This window comes from Rubripirellula reticaptiva, from assembly GCF_007860175.1.
In the GTDB taxonomy this organism is placed as follows: domain Bacteria; phylum Planctomycetota; class Planctomycetia; order Pirellulales; family Pirellulaceae; genus Rubripirellula; species Rubripirellula reticaptiva.
This window is the reverse complement of record NZ_SJPX01000005.1, coordinates 935,374-953,521: the sequence shown is the minus strand read 5'-3', so window position 1 is coordinate 953,521 and position 18,148 is coordinate 935,374. Positions and strand designations below refer to the sequence as shown.

Sequence of the window (18,148 nt, the reverse complement as noted above, 5' to 3'; positions counted from 1 at the left end):
CCGCCCGTGTGAAACGTCCGCCAACTCAATGCGTTTGCCTGTCACCTGAAGCCTGTCACTTGAAGCCTGTCGCCTGCTCTTTCACCAGCCCATGACCATGTTGGACTCGATCGCCTTGCGAGCGTTTTCCAGGTCGCTGCCCGTTTCCATGCGGTACAGGCGGATGGCGTTGACTTTGTCTCCGGCCGATCGGCTCAAGCAATCGCGCGCAACCACGCACGGATCGGCTTTCATCGTTGTCAAACCAAGCACGCCTTTGCTGATCACCCAAGTATCGCGAGGCCGTTTGGTGATCCGCAGCAAATCGTCCTGCGGATAAGCGTCGGCAACCACAGCCCGAGCGTCATTTTCTTCCTCGGCCCAAGTGATGATGATGTGGGACTCGGTTTCGATTTCAAACAATGGCATCGGGTGACTCCAAGATGTGGTTTCGAGGCGGAAAGACGAAAGGCATGGGGCCAGCGTCCAGAAAGCCCGCGACTGACGACCGTGGCAAAAATGCCGCAAAGTCATCATACCGAGGGCGTCACCGCCTGCAAATTGTCGTCACTCGTAATTCCACGTTCGAGCCGCTTGTTGCCGCTCGCAGGCGGTCGTGTTCACAGCCCGATTAGTTGATTTTATGGCCGCGCAGGCACAGAAAGCCAAACGCAACCGAGCAAGCCGACACGATTCCCCATTGCATGGTGTTCATCGTGTTGAAGTATCGAACCAATTCAGCCCAGGCGTCAAAGAACCAGGTGACCATCGAGAAGGCAATTAGATCAGGGATCATGGCAAGCTCTGGGGCCGGTGAGAGAGGCCGAAGGAAAGTTGGCAAAAGGACGAGTCGTCTGGAGCAAAAAAAATCCAGCCCGATTCGACCTAACATTCAAAGTTAGGTCGCATTGGTGTGTCGAAAGCGATGAAAAGGGCAAGGAATTACGGTGTTTTGACGGGTTTCGGCCGTTGTAATCGGAACAATCGAAACGTTCCGCAATTGACCCGTTGGCACACTTGCGAGCCTGAGATCGGCCGATATAATTCCCACTCAAGCAACGCCAATCCAAGGTGGTTCGCCGATTTCGGCAGCCCACCAAGGCGCGGTAGCTCAATTGGTTAGAGCCCCGGACTGTCGATCCGGAGGTTGCGGGTTCGAGTCCCGTCCGCGTCGCTTTGAAAAAGCCTGGTTTCTCAACCAGGCTTTTTTCATGCGCCGACCCAACGAGCCGCCGCTCTTTCATCTCTTTAAAGAATTTGATGATCGGCACCAAGAACCGTTTTACGGCCAGAGGCACTTGAAGGGCGGTCGCGGATCGGGCGGCAGACAGTCAGAATAGGGTGAGCGGCCGCGACTGGCCTGCTTGCTTGACTCTAGAGGGCGTGACGCTTGTATGCCTTCGGATCGTGGCTAGGCGAAATTCAGTACCTAAACACTGCCCCTGAAACGCAACCTCATGATTTGGATTGTCGCCTATGTGTCTTCTGTCGTGGGCGCTTTCCTAACGATCCTGGCGATGACGATCATCCGCAACGAGCAGCGGCATAGCGTTGGTCGTATCGGGTGGCTGGGCCTTGTGTTGCTGTCGCCACCCGTCGGTTTGCTACTTTTTCTGTGGCTCGGCGGACGGAAAATCTCTGCTGAACACGAACAGCGAAATTTGGTGGACATGCCGACGTTACCGGGCGCGGAAGCAGAACCCCGTGATTCGCTTGAACGTCTCTCATCGTCGCGAAGCCTCTGTCTGCCAACCAACGGTAACGACGTTCGTTTGCTAAATCGCCCATCCAATGTCCGTGATGCGTTTTTGGAATTGATCGACAGTGCTGGAGAGTCGATCTATGTGATGACGTTTATTCTGGACAAGAGTGAAAGCAGCGCCGCGATCATCGACGCGCTTTGCGACAAGGCTCGCAGTGGCGTCCGAGTACGCTTGCTGGTCGACGGTTTTGGGTCGTTCATGGTGCCCGAAGAACAATTGCAAAAAGTCCGTGACGCAGGTGGTCGGGCGCATCGCTTCAAGGCGATGTCGAAGTTGTCGCGATTGGCCTATTTGAACTTCCGCAACCATCGCAAGCTTGCCGTGGCAGACGGTGAGCGTGCGATTCTTGGTGGCGCAAACATTGTCGACGATGAACTGAACGACGATTCGGATGGACGAGCGTGGATCGACATGAGTTTGCGAATCGAAGGTCCGGCTGCCGCTCAGTTGCAAGCGGTATTCTGTAGCGACTGGAAGTTTGAAACCGACGAAGAACTGCCTCGCCGTGAATTGGATGAAGCAGGAGTCGGACCGAACGATGGTTCACGGTTGACGGTTTTGCCGATCGGGCCAGACGGCCCCGATGAAATTTTGGAGGACTTCTGGCAGTTCGCCATTCATCGAGCAGAACGGAGGATTTGGATTGCAACGCCCTACTTTGTGCCGCCGCCCGTGACGATGCGGGCTTTGGAATCAGCATGTCGCCGCGGGATCGACGTGCAGGTTCTTGTTCCGCAAGTGAGCGATTTGCGTCCCGTCGACTATGCTCGGCACGACTATTTCAAGGACCTGGTCGAAGTCGGTTGCAAGGTCCACCGTTACCCCAAGCGAATGGTTCACGCCAAGGTCGGTATCGTTGACGATTGGGTTGCGCTGGTAGGGTCCGCCAATTTCGACGTGCGATCGTTTTTTTTGAACTATGAACTGTCGGTCTTGGTCCACGACAAGGCAACGATTGCCGAGGTGAGTAATTGGTATGAAGACTTGTCGCGAGACTGCGATTCGGGTTTGACTGATCACTCGAGGTCTCGATCAGCCCTTGCGACTGCCGTGCGGATGTTTGCCGACGAACTGTAACGCCGCGGTCTGTGGTTGCGGAATTGACATGACAGTGCTTCGTCCAGATTGGTCGAAGCTTCAGTCGTTGCCCAACCGCCTTACAAATTAGCCTTGCCCGCGGTGCGCAGTTTTTTCACACCGGTCAGCCGCGAGATGTTCAAGAATTCGCCACGCGAGGTTTCGACTCGCAACAACAAGATAATTCGCTTTCGGAAGCATGAATCAGGTCGATCTGTTTCTTAAAAAGGATTCGCTTTGATTCCTTTGATATTGAGTGGTTCGTTGCCACTGCCGAACAACGTGTGGCAGTGTGTGCGATCAGCCGTTGACCAGAACGACTTTTCCGCGATCCACGCCTTCTTCGACGCGTCGATGCGCATCGGCTACTTGATTCATGGGATAACGGCGGTCGATCGTTACTTTTAGGTTGCCGAGTTCGTGCAGTCGGATCAGCTCGCGTAGGTCGGCTGCGTTCGGTTTGGCCAGCATGACTTTTCCGGACTTCGACAACGGCCACGTCAACAGAGTCATCAACATTCCCTTCGCGTCGGGTTCCGTCGATACATACCGGCCATGCTCGTTCAGCACGTCTCGAGAGTCGAAGTAGCCTGACTTGCCGGCTGCATCAAAGATTAAATCCCAATGTTCGACTGATTTCGTGAAGTCAACTTTCTCGTAGTCGTAAAAGCAATCTGCACCTAGTTCCATGCAGAACGACTCGTTATCACTACTTGCCACTGCGGTTACATGAGCGCCATAAGCTTTGGCGATTTGAACAGCGAATGCTCCAACCCCGCCGCTCGCTCCGTTGATGAGCACCCGCTTCCCGGCCGCGATTTTCCCGTGGTCACGTAGTGATTGCAGTGCCGTCGTTCCAGCTAGTGGGATCGCAGCAGCGTCCGCGAACTGCATCGAGTCGGGAATCTTTGCTGCAACATCGATCGCACAAACCGCGAACTCTGCGCACGCCCCGCCACGCATGTGGTCCAAGAACGCCATCACTCGATCACCGCGACCAAACGGAGCGTCTGGAGCACAGTCGGCAACGGTTCCGGCAACGTCGTAGCCTGGAATTCGAGGAAAACCGAATGGCAACAAGCCCTTCATTTCGCCACTGCGAAGCCGATAGTCAATCGGATTGACGCTAGAGGCTTCGACCGCGATGAGAATCTGTCCGGGTAATCGGTCAGGAATCGGCAGTTTCGCACAATGCAGGACATCTGCATTGCCATAGTCGTCGTAGACGAAAGCCGTCATTGTTTGGTTGGACGAACCGTCTCGGGCTTGTGAAGCGGAGCGTTCAAGTTGGGTAGACATCATGTTTCCATTTGCAGAGTTTGGTTACCATTGGCCGTGTCAAATTGGACCGTGGCAAATTTGAGCGTGATAACCTAAGTCGGGGCAAATCGCGTGCCGAAGAAAGCTATGCCAACGTGTTGCTGGCTTGTATGCAATCTTGGTTGCCGAGATTCGCTTAGCGCCGGTGAGCTGTTGCTTCGATCGGTCCCCGGCCACCTTGGCGACAACGAGACCTACATCACCCGAGAATCTATGTTTTCAGAAACCGACGGAAGCCGCAAAACGATCGGCGACGTGGACGTTTTGTTCCATGACGGTCTGTACCACCTGTTCCATCTCGTGCTTCCCAATCACGATTTCATTGCTCATGCCGTCAGCACTGATGCGCTGAACTGGCGTCGTGTCAACAACGCACTGTTCATCGGCGACCCCGGAAACTGGGACGATTTGATGCTGTGGACGATGCACGTCTCGGCCGATCCCCATCAGCCGGGTCGCTGGCGCATGTTCTACACCGGACTTTCTCGCCGCGATCAAGGCAAGATTCAGCGGCTCGGGTTGGCTACCAGTGATGATCTGTATCATTGGAAAAAGGCACCCGTAAAATGGGAAGACCATCGAGGCCCACAAGACCCGGAGCCCGTTAAGGAGGCGCTGCGAAAGAGTCAATCAAAGGTGTCCGATAGCCACCATGCCTTGTATGACTCGGAAAGTTGCTTTCCGCTTGAACCTGATCCACAGCATTATGAATCATCGCTCGCCGAAGGCCGCCACTGGGTCAGTTTTCGTGATCCGTTTTACTACCACGATGGCAAAGACGGTTGGTTGATGGCGGCGGCCCGCGTCAAAACGGGACCGGTTGTCCGTCGCGGATGTGTTGCACTAATGAAAGAGGTCGAACCGAACCATTTTGTAGGCCAGCCACCACTGCATCACCCGCGACTTTACGACGACGTCGAAGTACCGAATTTGATCTGTGTCGACGACGATCAATATTTGATCGGCAGCATCCGCGAAGATGCCAAAATTCGATATTGGCATACCGACAAGATCGGGAATCCATGGCAAAGTTATCACGACAACGTACTGTTGGCGCAAGGAAACTATGCTGGACGAGTTTGCCGTGACGATAAAGGTTGGCTGCTGTGGAATTTCTATTCGATGAACCTGGCCGACCGTACGGCGGAGAACTTGATGCCACCGCCGAAACGGTTGGTCAAAAATGACGCGGGCCTCTTGCGAGCGGTGACGTTCGAGGGCATTGCGGACTACGTGCGAGAATCGATTGACGCACGATGCATCCACAGTTTGATCGATGATGTCGGTCCCCAAGTCGAACTGTGCCGCGTCGATGACGGACACCTGGACATTGCATGCGAAAGCGGTTTCCAAGCCTTCGTGTTCGACGAAACTCTCGACCACTTCCGCTTTCAGGCGACGTTGCACATGAAGGGGTTGGGCAAATGTGGATTAGTGTTTCGCATCGACCCCGAGTCTCGCGACGGATATTATCTATCGCTCGATCTACTCAAAGGCGTGGCGCAACTTAGAGCATGGGGGACCGACGAAGACAGCAGTGGTGAGCACATGATGCAGTTTCGTTCGCTGCAATCCGGATTCTGGTACTCCGAGGATCGAGCCGAAGCTGTCGTGCAACTGATTGCATTTGGAAGTTACATCGAACTATCCGTTGGTGGTCGTGTCGTCTTGTCACTTGCGGATCAAAGGTTTAATGCCGGGCAGTTGGGCGTGTATCTAGAAACCGCAGAACTGCGAGTTGCCGACATCCAACTGCAACGACTCGCTTCACCCAGACAAACCGATGAACACTTAGCGAGCGGATAGGGCTAGCCATCGCTTGTCCGTGACCGAATAGAGCAGACTTGATGTCCCACCTCGCGCACCCGGTTGGCAGGCTAAGACCATGATCGTCGTTTGACAGCATATTCAGGTTAATCGGCTTGTCGGTGAGGCCTCAAATTTCGTAGCCCAAATAACTAGCCGGCTCGTCCACACTTTTAGCCGACAAGCCAACAACTTCCTGCAACGCACTTGCCGCTCAGGTTACCGGGGATTGTCTTGCTGGTTCCGCTGGTACGGATATCTTTTCAATCAACTCGGCAGACAGGTTGTGTTTGCCAGTCTTCGCCACGATGTCTCCAACCGATACGACGCCGACAATTTCGTCTTCCGGTCCTGTGATCAACAATCGGCGAATCTGACGTCGCTCCATTTCATCGACGGCCACGGAAACTTCGGTGGTCTCGGACATGGTCGCCAACCCGCCGGTCATGATTTGGCGAACCGGCGTCTGGGAACAGTCCCGCCCACAAGCGACGGCACGCGTGACAATATCGCGGTCGGTAACAATGCCGATCGCGTGGCCATCGCAGAAGACAGGCACGGAACCGATCTGCAATCGCTCCATCAACTTGGCCGCCTCGCAGGCACTCTGTTGATCCGAAATCCCTTGGACGTGTGTCGTCATGATTTCTTTCAATTGCATCGCTACTCTCCTCGAAATAGGTGGAAACGCGAACTGGAAATTTTGGGGAATCGCCGGACGGTTCACTAACTGTTCTGCAACGCGAAGCCAATTCACCGCGGCGATCAGAAAACGCTCAGCGTGGCTGGTGATCGACCACCCAAACCAGGTCGCTTGGATAAACGTCGGTTGCCACCATTGAATGCATGTAGCGGTAAACTGGTCGACGGGAACCAAGATCAAGTGCATAGATCGCATTGATGTCTGGCTGTGGATGCCCCTGGAAAAGGAATAATCTCATGAGCTGCGCGAGTGCGGGGGTGTTTGCAGCATGGGGAGCCGAAATGACCCATGCAAACGGTCTCGGCGGTTCATTCGTTTCACATTCGAAACCATCCATCGGACCGCCAAAAAACTCGATTGTCTTAACTCGTTTTGCCAGCATCTGGATACCCATATCGCAACGTGTTTTCGCGGACTTTCCTGACTAAATCGACGGTCGGTGTGAGTGGTTTGCGAGTGGGCCTGTTCCATGCCCTCGTCGCTCCTAGGCCCCTGTCGCTGAACTGATATTGGCAGCTTTGGGGTCGCTTTTTTCGTTGGGCTGACGGGATTCCCAACGCTTCAAATCCTGAAACTTCTTCCCTACCTGCGCGGTAATGCTCGACAGCGCGCCACCTCGGTGCATGGCGGGCTCTTGGCATTTGGACTTCACGCGGTTTTCGATGTCGACTTGCAGGTTGGCACCTTCCTTCCGCGCATAGCCGCTCATCAAGAGCGATTTCAACAACTCGGCGATGGTTGAGTCTTCGATAGCCAGCGAGGACTCGTCTCCATTGAGTTGCTCGCAACAGATCGTGGCAAGCTTGTCGAGTTGTTCTTCGATCTGTGGATTCGTGTCGCTCATATGTCACCTTTCGAAAGGATATCAGTGTCAGTTGAATGAACCTGAATGAGCAATCTCTATGCCAACTTGATAAGAATGCCACGCCACTAAAATTTTTAGAGTGCGGATAAATCTTTTGAGGTGTCGCCCCCCGTCTATGGACATTACGGCCTTGGCTGATGAACACAGATCGGAGTGAACACCGTCAAGCTTTGCGTTTCAAATTGCGAGATTGATGAGACTTTGGCGACATGCGGCAAAGGAAAAATCGCTCGCGAAACGGCTAGACTCGGTTTACGACACTTCATGTTTTTCCAGCGATTTGGGGTCAGTTGCTTGCAGCACCGCTCTCGCGTCGCTTAAACCGCCGTCGTCGACATCGTGCACAATCACAAGCAACGAACCTGAATTCACTCGTTGTTCGTAGTCCGCGCTGAGATTCTCATTCACACCCCAACGCTCCATGCTACCGAGCAAACTTCCAATCGCAGCACCTACCGCCATTCCCACCAACGGTCCAGCGATAATGAGCGGTCCGATCAAAGTCCCCGCCGCAATCGGTGCTGCAACACTTCCACCAATCAGCATTCCCAATGATGTCGAACGCCCGTCAGGCGCCGAATCCGAATTCTCCGCCACGGATTCTTTGTGCAAGTCGTCAAGGCGATTTGCGGCCGGGTCGCTCGTCTTGGAAACAACCGAGACGTTGCCAAGTGTGAAACCTTTCTTTTCGAGGGCTTCCAACCCCAGCTTGGCACCGGCACTCGTTTCGTATTCAGCAATCAAGCATTTCGACATCTTTTACTCCTTCATTGTGGCTTTCTTTTGTCGATCGAAATGGGCAACTTCCATGCCGAAGCCACAGGCTTTGCACTTGGCCGTTCGTGAAAGTGGCACGATCCTTGCATCTGCCTCCGAGAGAGACTTTTCGTCACGACCGACCGCTGACTCCGCCGACACTCCGAGCACGAGGAATTCCCCTATGCCTATCAAAATCACTATGTTTTCGTTCGCCTTCACCGCACTTGTTGTCGTTCCGGCGCTGGCCGAAGACAAACCGAACGACACGATCATCGAACAGTTGCAAGGGCGTTGGGAAATCACTGAAGGCATAAACCAAGGGCGCACCTTGACCGCGGGAGAACTCGCGGGCGCGTCCGTGACGATCACGACCAATTCGATTGTGACTTATGACCAGAGCCAGCAAGAAAAGTTTCGTGCCGTGTTCACGATCGACGAATCGAACAAACCGGTTCATATCACGATGATCACCGTCCCGAAAGTTGCCCCGGTGGCTGACGAGACATCGCCTCGAGCGAAGCAAAACACGCCGAACACGACCTCGCCCGGAATTTTAAAGTTAACCGGCAAGTCGGGCGGGGACGTAATCATGATGTTGTGTTATGCGTTACCTGGGTCAGAGCGGCCTATGAAATTCGAGTCACCCGGTGGCGGCAAGAACATGCTGTTCGTGTTGAAGAAACATCCGGTAGATGAAGACTTAATCGAGGCAATAACAAAAGAATGAATTTTCCCTGAACCGCCAAGCGATCGAATTGACTTCTTTCGTCGTGAGCAATGATACGAGAGCAACCTTCCCCACTGTGGTCCCATGCAGCCATTCGCCAAACCGAAACGATGTGTCATTGCCGACGATGTGCGAGCGTCGCGTAAGACGGTTAGTGCATGGCTGAGGCAGAACGAGTTTGAATGCACGGAGGTTGAAGATGGGCTGCTGGCATGGGACGCGATTTGCGAACAGCCGCCTGACCTGTTGGTCACTGACCTCGAAATGCCGAATCTGTGCGGTTTGGAACTGCTTGAAAAGGTTCGTCACGCTGAGAACGAACAAATTCGCCAAATCCCTGTGCTTGTGATGACAAGTTTACGAGACGGTCAGACATTGAACGTCGTCAGGAGTTTGGGGGGCAGCGGGCTGCTGCACAAACCGCTCGACATGCAGGCGACCTTATCCGTGATTCTCAATTTAGTCGCCGGTCATGATAATATCCGTTCGTACTCGCAGTGCGTTGGTGACGCTGGCTCGCCAATCGACGGGGCAATCTCACCAACGCTAAGGCGTTTACTCAAGACGGTCGCAAAGCACGAGTCATCAGGGTGAATGCCTGATCGCTTCGCCGGACTCGCGCCTTATTTTTTTCAAAGCATGCATTTGGAAAAGGAGGCAGGCCGGCCTGTGCGTTTGACGTCAGACAAACTCGGACTTTGTTGCGCCGAGGGTCGCAAATACGCAGACGAGTGTGAAAAGGATCGCCATCATTAGGTTTTGTTCGTATCGCAAGTAATCTTGCCAGGAGATCGGCTGTACATCGGGCAGGCTTTCCAGGCGTTGCAGGCTTGCAACTCGCATGCAGGTCTGGTCGTAGAGTTGGAACCAATGATCGTGTGACGTCGGTCGCAAATAAGAGCGTAGAGCGTCGATTCGGATATCTTCGGGTACGCCGTAGATCTGCATCAATCCGATCGCATCGACAGTTGCCAGTTCGATGCTGTGGTTTAATTTGGGACTGCTGGCAAAGCCGCCGCGGCGGGTACCTAAGTTGACGCCTAGGCGTTGGTGACTGGTCAATGTATGGCGAACGAATTCTTGGAGTGAATCGGTATCAAGAGGTCGATCGATCAGGATAGCGAGCTTGGTGATTGCCAACTGTTGTTCCAAGAGGTTCACGTACGTTTTCGTCGCGAGACTATCCATCGTTGCGGTCAATCGTTCGCCAAGAAAGTCTCGCTCGCTTTCGCTGAGTTCACCACCGAGCACCAAAGCGTGGATTAAAAAACGGGTCCGATCGTCGGCCGAAATGAATGGCTGTCCGCGCTGTTGTTCGCGGAACATCTGAGTTTTCGACTCTGCCAACATCAGCGACTTCGAGCCAACTGCATCGAATAACCGATCCAGGTCTTGTCGCTGAAACAAGCCAGCCTCAATCGCAGAACGCAAGACAGACAAGTTCGGTTTGTCTTTGGCGAGTTCTGTTTTTAGCATCGCATGTGGCTTGGACAGGTCTAGCTGCACGTTTGAATCTTGCAGCCATTCCGCAGCGACTTGCCACTGATTCCATGTCGCTGATGAAAATCGGGCGTGGTCGAATGATTCGACGTGGGTTTTCAAGTCCTGGGTCGTGACCGGATTCCAAAGCGAACTGCTGAACCAACTCGCGATCAGCAGCAACCCGATGCCTAAAAGTGATCTGGCAACTAGGTCGGTAGCGCGACCGATGCCTTCCCAGGGCGGAGCACACATCCATAGCATTGCGAATCCGCCAAGCACCAAGACCGCGGGGATCAGCATTTGGTCTAAGAATGGATTGCCGTGATCGATCATCGTGATGACATGAGTGACTTGGACCAGCATCAGCAAGCCCGGCAGCAGAGTTCCGGCAATCGTGTTTCGGTCGACAAGGTGCTCTTGCCCTAGTTTCGTGATCAACGACACCATCGTGATTCCTGAAACCATAAATACGATAAACACTGGCAACGTGTAACCGATAACCATCAACAGCACGGACATAACGGACATGCCTACCACCAAGACGCCGAACTGACGCCACCAATCGGCCGTGACTTGGCTTAGCTTCACCGCGTCGATGTCGCCGATAGATTGCCCCTGGTGCTGCTGATTCGAACGTTGCGCCCGACGGATTCTAATAATCGCCCAGATCGAGGCCGTGACCATCAGCAGTAGGCCGACCATCGGCAAGGCGGCAACGGCCACGACTTTTTTACCAAGTGAGAGTTGCCCAAGCTTGACCAAGCCAGCACCGCCGTTGCTGCCAAGCAGTGGCAATGGCATCACCGCCGCAGCGACTTGAGCCCAGCCTGAATGGTCGAAGCTCGCTTCGTTTTGCTCACTGTCGCGTAGCCTGACATTGCCCTCTTCGAGTCGTTGCCGAATGCCGGCGGCAAAACCGTTGGGATTGGGCCGCAGGGGTTGGAGTGCGGTTCGCAATTCTGTTTCGTCGATTAATTGTTTAGGATGTTTTGAGCTCATAGCAGCAACGCCTTTCCGATCCCCGAAGCCGAAGGTTCGTCCATCAATCGCCGCAGCGCTCGTCGAGCTTGGTAGAGTCGGCCTTCGACAGTTTTTGCGGACACGGACAGTAAGGCGGCGACATCGCTGACCGACGTTTCTTCCAAGTAGTGCATCAGGATGACTTGACGTTGCTTGGTCGGCAGCCTGTCGATCGCCATCCGCAGTTCGATCAGGCGACGATCTGTTGTGGCGAGTGATTCTGCTTTTCCAGCTGTGGCCGCGGCGGTCTGTTCCAGCGTTGCGGTGTCAACGGAGACGACTCGCCGCTGGCGACGCCGGCAAGATCTCAACCAATTACGAAAGTTGTTGCGGGCGATGCCTCGCAACCACCGACCGAACACTTCGGGATCTTGCCAATCACCTCGACAGCGATCGCGATTCAGGTAAGCGTCCGCAAAACTGTCCTGAGCAAGTTCAGACGCATCGACATGGGAAGCTCCCCACGAGGCAATCAGCCCCACAAGTGGTCCGCGAAATCGGTCGATGGCGTCGGTCAAGTCCAAGAATCATACCTCCACCAATACAGTGTCCACTCACCCGCACGATCACTCAAGCAAATCTGTTAACACATCAAAAGCGTGATTTAGAGGCTTAAACAACACTGACGCATCGCCTCATGCATTGAGTCCGAATCGGAGGCCATGCGGTTGGAAGCTGCAATCTCTTGAATTTCGCAAGTTTTCGTGGCGGGTAGCCAGCAGACCTGCTACGAAGGGAACTAGCAAGCGAACAGGTTTTCGTTGCTTTGTTCTTTCGATGGCTCGGGATATCCAAAATGACACGTTCGGTCTTCATTCCGCCTATTTCAAGGCGGTCGCTATTGGTTGCCGGTGGGGCAGCATTTTTTTCGACTCCGGGACTGTTCGCCGACGAGTTGATGTTGACACCGTCGATGACCGAAGGCCCATTTTATCCCGACAAGTTGCCGCTGGATCAAGACAATGACCTGATCATTATTAATGACAGCACGATGCCGGCGGTCGGCGAGATTACCCATTTGACTGGCCGCATTTTAACGAAGGCTGGGACGCCGCTGCGGAACGCCACGATTGAGATTTGGCAGTGTGATGCCAATGCCGTTTATCTGCACACTCGTGACAGCAGTCAAAAGAAGAAACAGCAAGATCAGAACTTTCAAGGCTACGGCAAGTTCGAAACGGCATCAGACGGCGGGTATCGTTTTCGTACGATCAAGCCAGTGGAATATCCGGGGCGACCGGCGCCGCACATTCACATCAAGGTGTCGCAAAACGGTCACGAATTATTAACGACTCAGTTGATGATTCGCGGCTACAAGGGCAACGATCGCGACGGGATATTTCAACGTGCCGGCGATCTGGTCCAACGCGAGTTGGTGATGGCGGACTTTAAGCCTCTGGCGGGATCAAAGATTGGTGAACTCGGTGCGAGTTTCGACATCGTCCTGGGCCGAACACCGGATGATCGACAGTTGCAGTAGTTGTTGCAGTAGTTATTGACGCCCACTTCTTTGGGGATCAGTCCCCGAAAAACGTTGTTGCGGTTTAAAACGCAACTTTTGTTTGGCGGTTATTGGTTCTCGCGGCAACCAATCTTGTAGCCCAGCGGAACTGTTGATCCGTGATTGGGGATTTTGAAACCTTGAACCACGATGTGAATCATGAAGAAGCGAATCTTGCTTTCGGCTGCTGTGCTGTCTGTTTTTAGTGCTGGTACTGCTATCGCCCAACCGCCGGGCGGTGGCGAAGGACGTCGAGGAGCGGCGCCGATCGAGCGATTGATGGCGTTGGACGCGAACGGTGATGGCAAGCTGACTAGTGACGAAGTGGCTGACAGCCGGCTAAAGCCAATGCTAGAACGCGCTGACGCTGATAAGGATGGAGTCGTGACTCGCGAAGAATTGACAGCGATGGTGGGGCAGGCTCCCGAGCAGGGCGAGCGAAACGGGATGCGTGGCGGACCTGAAGGCCGCGGTGGTCCAGGTGGACCTGAAGGCCGCGGCGGCCCGGAAGGTCGTGGTGGCCCAGGCGGGCCCGAAGGTCGTGGTGGACCGGGTGGTCATGGTCAGCCGCCGATTGGGCAGGTGCTTCCCGAATTCGTGCAACAGCAACTTGGTTTGACGACGCAGCAAACGGAAGCGATCGCAAAATTGCAGGCCGAAGTCGATTCGCAGTTGGCGAAAATTCTTACCCCCGAACAGTTGCAAAAGATGAAGCAGGGGCCGGCCGGACGCGGAGGTCCGCGTGGTCGAGGTGAGGGGGCTGGTGGTCCCGGTGCGGGCAGCCAAGATGGCCCTCGCGGTCGCGGTCAAGGTCGTCCATCGTCGGGCCGTCCATCTGCAGAGTGAGTGGCTGGCAGCCATTGAATGATTCTTCGTTTGAGGGGAGCCGAGTCCGTCGGGGCTTGGCTCCCTTCGTTTGTATTGCGTCGATTGTTTGTGACATCTTCCGGGTGATGGTCCCTACTAAAGCAGGACAGTCTTTTCTCTCTTCAAAACCCGCAGAGGTGTATCGTGCGTTGTAAACGACACTACTTATTAGGGGCCGCTAGCTTGGCAGCCCTGTTGATGTGTTCGACTGGCGAAGCGATGGCGCAGTGTAGCCGCGGGGGTCGTGGAAGCACGCCAACGGGCAGCAACAGTACCTTCAATCCGGCACTCCCGTATTCGTCCAGTTCGTTGGTTTCGAACTCTCCATCGGCTTATCCATCGTCGGTTGCGTTGATCGGCCAGCAATATCAACAGCAAGCTCAGTCGATCGGCTACCAGAACAGTCAGCAACAGCGACTGTCGACGCTGGCCCGCGACGAACAAGCGCGGCCGTACCGATTGGCACGGGCGGAAGCGAAACGTGCGGAACGCGCAGAACGGATTGCCGCACGGCTCGCAGAGCGTGATGGATCAAGTTCGGGAAATCGCTACGAGTTGACCTCGGCGCGAGTGGATCTGTAGCGACAGATTCTGGCCATGGGGTAGGGCGGCGCGCTGGGATGTTGCTCTGACGCAACTCGTTTCCTGTACCGGTTTCTGTAAAGGCACGTCGATGCACGCTTCCTCGCAATCTGCCGTCTTGATGCCAGTGGCGGTCGTTCCGCCACCGGTGTCGGCTAGTCCGCGATGGAGCGGCCCGGCCTTGCCGAGTGGCGCCGCAACGCCTCTCACGCAAGCCCGTCCCGCGCCGAGGGTTCGGTCGTCGTCAGCGGCGTCAAAACCGTCGGTTCCTTGTACCGTTGATCTTGAAATTGCCGAACGCAAATCGGTGCCACCATGGTTGATCAGTTTGGTGGTGCACTTGGTCTTTCTGTTGGTGCTCGCCTTGATCACAACGCCTGCCGGTGGGATCGGTCGCTTGGTATTGACCATCACTCAAGGCAGTGGTGACGCTAGGCCGGAACTTGCCGAGTTTGTGATCGAGTCGATTGAGATCGACGAGGTTTTGGATCAGGAAACTCTGGATGTCGAGCTAGTGAACTTTGAAACGCAAGATGTCTTGGCATCGATCCCCTCGATGATTCAGCCATCTGATATCGCTGTCTGGCAGGCGAGTCTCGGTGGTCCGCTATCCGTGCGAATGTTCAGCGGTCGCACCGGAGCGATGAAGCAAAAGTTGCTTCGCGAGTCAGGCGGAACCAAAGCCACCGAGGATGCCGTCTCGCTGGGTTTGAAATGGTTGAAACGACAACAGCAAAAAAGAGGTAATTGGAGCCTGGTCGGTCCCTACGAAAACGGTGCAAGAACCGAGAATGACATCAGCGCGACTTCGATGGCGATGCTGGCGATGATGGGAGCCGGCAGCACGCATCGTGGTGGCGAGTACAAGAAAGAACTCTTACGAGCGGTTCATTGGCTCGTCAAACAACAGGACCGACAGGGTTTTATGGCCAATCGGTCTCCCGAACACGAAAAGATGTACTCGCAAGCGCAGGCGACAATTGTGTTGTGCGAACTGTACGCGATGACAGGCGATTCATGGATTCGTCCCTACGCTCAAGCAGCCTGTGATTTTGCGTGTAATTCTCAGTCGTACGAAGGTGGCTGGCGCTACCGACCAAGGTTCGAAAGCGATACGTCAGTGACAGGTTGGTTCGTGATGGCGCTAAAGAGCGGTGACGCGGGAGGGCTGGAAATTCAACCTCAGGTCTGGCCGCGAGTCGAGACGTACCTTGACTCGGTGACAAGCGGTTACACCGGAGGCTACTCGTATCAGACCGGTGGCGTCGCATCGCCCTCGATGACTGCCGAAGGTTTGTTGTGCCGCCAATACATGGGCTGGCACCGGAACATGCCCGGCATGACCCAGGGTTGCGGAGCATTGGTAGCGAACCATCCGATCGATTTCAATGAACCGGATGTCTACTACTGGTATTACGCGACGCAGACGTTGCATCACTACGGTGGGGCGATGTGGAGGCAGTGGAACGACAAGTTGAAGGTTGAAGTGCCCGCGCATCAGGAACGACAAGGGCGAGAAATTGGAAGCTGGTCGCCCCAAAACGATGCTTGGGGTCGCCGCGCTGGCCGTCTGTATACGACCTGCTTTTCGCTGTATTGCTTGGAAGTCTACTACCGGCACATGCCGCTGTATGAAAACGAACATGCACGCGCGAATGATATCAAAAGCTCTGTGGTGGTCAGTCCGTAGCCCGGTCGCGATCGTTTTAGCTTTTTTAGGGAAATCGAGTGACAAACGTTAATGAGATGGTCCCTAATGCACTGGGGATCCGATCAAGGCTCCGATAACTCGCCAAAAGCGGCTCTTTTCTGCTTCAAACAAGGATTTTTTGATGGTACGTCGTTCAACAAAAAAACGCCGCCTAACGTTGCAGCTACTCGAAACCCGCCGCGTGTTGGCGGCCAGCATGGGTTGGGATGGCCCCGGTTTAGGGGGCGCGGAACTGACGTATCACATTGCCAATTCGCCGGATTCGCTGACGCAGGCGGAAACCAACGCTGCGATTGAAACGGCGCTGGCAGCTTGGTCCAGTGCCGCGGACATCACATTCACGCCAACCAGCCAATCGGGACTGCGGGATTCGATCGATATATCGTTCGTCAACATCGACGGTGTGGCGGGAACGCTTGCCCAGGCCTATTTTCCCGATGACGTGAATCCCGCTCGGATTGCTGGCGACATCCAGTTTGACATTTCGGAAGCATGGGAAGTTGGCAACTCGCTTGGCAGCAGCGCGTTTGACCTTGTCTATGTCGCAGTTCACGAACTGGGTCACTCCTTGGGGCTCGATCACGCCATGACGGCCGCTAGTGTGCTGACACCGTACGTCACGCCCAATCAATTCTTTACCTCGCTAAGCAACGTCGATGCGGCAGCGATCGCTTCGTTGTATGCGGTGTCCGATGGAACGGAAACGACATCAGATGACGATATCACGGCGGTTGATGATACCGTCGATCAGGATACGACGACGGACAATACCGACAACACGAACACGAATACGGATCCAGGCGATTCGGACGACGTTCCGTTCCCACGCAATCGATGGCGACGCGGTGGGAACTGGCATCGGTTCGGCGGTCGCTTGGACGCCGAACTGGTCGACTTTAACTACATCAATCCGACCGATGTCAACGGCGACAGCAACACTTCGGCACTCGATGCTTTGATGATCATCAATCAACTCAGTCGCTCGTCGACGATTGATTTGACCGAGATTGAAACGCCAGGTCTTGGTGACGTGAACGGTGATGGTTCGGTGACTGCGCTGGACGCGTTGACCGTTATCAATGCAATGAGCGGCAACGCGTCGCTGACGACGATCACGGTCGACACTGATACTGAAGCGGACACCGATACAGTTGACGAAACTGATACGACAGACGTTGTGGACGACACCACCGATGAAACGGTTGATGAAATCGATGATACGGTTACTGAAGACACTGGCACCGTCGACGAAGTCGTTGACACGACTGACGAGACAACTGGCGAAACCGATGACGATACGACGGACGAAACGGTTGATCCTATTGATGACGGCGGAGTGCTGGAAGAATCAGACGATACTGACACCGACGCCGAAGGCACCGACGACAGCCACTGTGGCGACGAACGATCCAGTCACTTCGTTGGCATGGCGTTTAACCTCGGTCGTTTTGGCGGCGACGCCGAAGCTTTGGTGACACGCTTGGACACCAACGACGATGCATCGCTGTCGGAAGACGAAGTTTCCCGTCGGCTATGGGCCAAGCTAACCGAATTGAATGTTGACGCCGACGCGGACGGGTTGGTCACGGTTGCCGAGCTTGATGCGGCGGTTGCTGCGGCGAAACTGGAAGCGTTTACTGCACAGGATGCCGACGCCGATGGATTGCTGACTGAATCAGAAGTCAGTGATCGGTTCTGGTCTAAGGTCTCTGCGGCGGATGTGGATGCTGATGGAGGCGTTTCGTTCGAAGAACTGGACACCTTTCTTACGGAAAATCAATCGACCGAAGTTGGTGCTTCTGGTCGGTCGCATGGTCGTCATCCGTCGCACCATGATTTGTCTCCACGCGAAAGTGTGTTCGCATCGATCGGTCGACGCGGACGCCGGTAACCTCCTGAAACGCGGGGTTTGGGAAGAGTTTCAATAAATGCCGGCGGATTTGGGATTCGCCGGCAACTAACCTAGGATGATCGAGTGGTCTTTGA

The 18,148-nt window shown here is 54.7% G+C and carries 18 protein-coding genes and 1 tRNA gene; 10 read left to right on the top strand and 9 right to left on the bottom strand.

The window, feature by feature from the left end; all coding sequences use genetic code 11:
• Nucleotides 1-81 precede the first annotated feature (81 nt).
• Both Poly59_RS24710 and Poly59_RS29760 read right to left on the bottom strand, forming a co-directional pair.
• Entirely contained in the window at nt 82-408 is a 327-nt protein-coding gene (locus tag Poly59_RS24710) for a DUF6793 family protein (RefSeq protein ID WP_146536739.1), read from the bottom strand.
• A gap of 202 nt (nt 409-610) precedes the next feature.
• A complete protein-coding gene (locus Poly59_RS29760) occupies nt 611-775 on the bottom strand; it encodes a hypothetical protein (protein WP_186776492.1) in 165 nt (54 codons plus the stop codon).
• Between the two features lie 304 nt (nt 776-1,079).
• Between Poly59_RS29760 and Poly59_RS24705 the strand changes: the two genes are divergently transcribed.
• Nucleotides 1,080-1,153: transfer RNA gene (locus Poly59_RS24705), tRNA-Asp, on the top strand.
• Nucleotides 1,154-1,436: 283 nt separating this feature from the next.
• A complete protein-coding gene (locus tag Poly59_RS24700; RefSeq protein WP_146536738.1) occupies nt 1,437-2,819 on the top strand; it encodes a phospholipase D-like domain-containing protein in 1,383 nt (460 codons plus the stop codon).
• 300 nt (nt 2,820-3,119) lie between these two features.
• On the opposite strand, the gene Poly59_RS24695 is transcribed toward Poly59_RS24700, so the two are convergent.
• A complete protein-coding gene (locus Poly59_RS24695; RefSeq protein ID WP_246151915.1) occupies nt 3,120-4,118 on the bottom strand; it encodes an NAD(P)-dependent alcohol dehydrogenase in 999 nt (332 codons plus the stop codon).
• Between the two features lie 234 nt (nt 4,119-4,352).
• On the opposite strand from Poly59_RS24695, the gene Poly59_RS24690 reads away from it, so the two are divergent.
• Nucleotides 4,353-5,945 (top strand): glycoside hydrolase family protein, encoded by a 1,593-nt coding sequence (locus Poly59_RS24690; protein ID WP_146536921.1) that lies wholly within the window; start codon nt 4,353-4,355, stop codon nt 5,943-5,945.
• Between the two features lie 214 nt (nt 5,946-6,159).
• On the opposite strand, the gene Poly59_RS24685 is transcribed toward Poly59_RS24690, so the two are convergent.
• From Poly59_RS24685 to Poly59_RS24675, 4 genes are all read right to left on the bottom strand, one after another.
• Complete coding sequence (locus Poly59_RS24685) at nt 6,160-6,606, bottom strand: CBS domain-containing protein (protein ID WP_186776491.1); 447 nt, start codon at nt 6,604-6,606, stop codon at nt 6,160-6,162.
• 115 nt (nt 6,607-6,721) lie between these two features.
• The gene (locus tag Poly59_RS29755; RefSeq protein WP_186776490.1) at nt 6,722-6,886 is read right to left on the bottom strand and encodes a hypothetical protein; all 165 of its coding nucleotides are present in this window, start codon (nt 6,884-6,886) and stop codon (nt 6,722-6,724) included.
• Nucleotides 6,887-7,132: 246 nt separating this feature from the next.
• On the bottom strand, nt 7,133-7,492 hold the full coding sequence (locus tag Poly59_RS24680; RefSeq protein ID WP_146536736.1) for a hypothetical protein: 360 nt from the start codon (nt 7,490-7,492) through the stop codon (nt 7,133-7,135).
• Between the two features lie 273 nt (nt 7,493-7,765).
• Nucleotides 7,766-8,269, bottom strand: a complete 504-nt coding sequence (locus tag Poly59_RS24675; protein ID WP_146536735.1) for a DUF1269 domain-containing protein — start codon at nt 8,267-8,269, stop codon at nt 7,766-7,768.
• A 184-nt stretch (nt 8,270-8,453) separates the two neighbouring features.
• On the opposite strand from Poly59_RS24675, the gene Poly59_RS24670 reads away from it, so the two are divergent.
• Together Poly59_RS24670 and Poly59_RS24665 are read left to right on the top strand one after the other, a co-directional pair.
• Entirely contained in the window at nt 8,454-8,999 is a 546-nt protein-coding gene (locus Poly59_RS24670; RefSeq protein ID WP_146536734.1) for a TIGR03067 domain-containing protein, read from the top strand.
• An 84-nt stretch (nt 9,000-9,083) separates the two neighbouring features.
• The gene (locus tag Poly59_RS24665; RefSeq protein WP_146536733.1) at nt 9,084-9,593 is read left to right on the top strand and encodes a response regulator; all 510 of its coding nucleotides are present in this window, start codon (nt 9,084-9,086) and stop codon (nt 9,591-9,593) included.
• Between the two features lie 87 nt (nt 9,594-9,680).
• On the opposite strand, the gene Poly59_RS24660 is transcribed toward Poly59_RS24665, so the two are convergent.
• Both Poly59_RS24660 and Poly59_RS24655 read right to left on the bottom strand, forming a co-directional pair.
• Entirely contained in the window at nt 9,681-11,480 is a 1,800-nt protein-coding gene (locus Poly59_RS24660) for a hypothetical protein (RefSeq protein ID WP_222436161.1), read from the bottom strand.
• Nucleotides 11,477-12,025, bottom strand: coding sequence for an RNA polymerase sigma factor (locus tag Poly59_RS24655; RefSeq protein ID WP_146536731.1), 549 nt, complete (start codon nt 12,023-12,025; stop codon nt 11,477-11,479). Before Poly59_RS24655 ends, Poly59_RS24660 begins: the two co-directional genes overlap by 4 nt.
• Nucleotides 12,026-12,297: 272 nt before the next feature.
• Between Poly59_RS24655 and Poly59_RS24650 the strand changes: the two genes are divergently transcribed.
• The 5 genes from Poly59_RS24650 (at nt 12,298) to Poly59_RS24630 (ending at nt 18,053) form a co-directional block, all read left to right on the top strand.
• Nucleotides 12,298-12,981 (top strand): dioxygenase family protein, encoded by a 684-nt coding sequence (locus Poly59_RS24650; RefSeq protein WP_146536730.1) that lies wholly within the window; start codon nt 12,298-12,300, stop codon nt 12,979-12,981.
• Between the two features lie 180 nt (nt 12,982-13,161).
• Nucleotides 13,162-13,848: an EF-hand domain-containing protein gene (locus tag Poly59_RS24645; protein WP_146536729.1), complete on the top strand. Its 687-nt coding sequence runs from the start codon at nt 13,162-13,164 to the stop codon at nt 13,846-13,848.
• A gap of 165 nt (nt 13,849-14,013) precedes the next feature.
• The gene (locus tag Poly59_RS24640) at nt 14,014-14,451 is read left to right on the top strand and encodes a hypothetical protein (protein ID WP_146536728.1); all 438 of its coding nucleotides are present in this window, start codon (nt 14,014-14,016) and stop codon (nt 14,449-14,451) included.
• Nucleotides 14,452-14,542: 91 nt separating this feature from the next.
• On the top strand, nt 14,543-16,141 hold the full coding sequence (locus Poly59_RS24635) for a prenyltransferase/squalene oxidase repeat-containing protein (RefSeq protein WP_246151913.1): 1,599 nt from the start codon (nt 14,543-14,545) through the stop codon (nt 16,139-16,141).
• Between the two features lie 142 nt (nt 16,142-16,283).
• Entirely contained in the window at nt 16,284-18,053 is a 1,770-nt protein-coding gene (locus tag Poly59_RS24630) for a matrixin family metalloprotease (protein WP_246151912.1), read from the top strand.
• Nucleotides 18,054-18,148 lie beyond the last annotated feature (95 nt).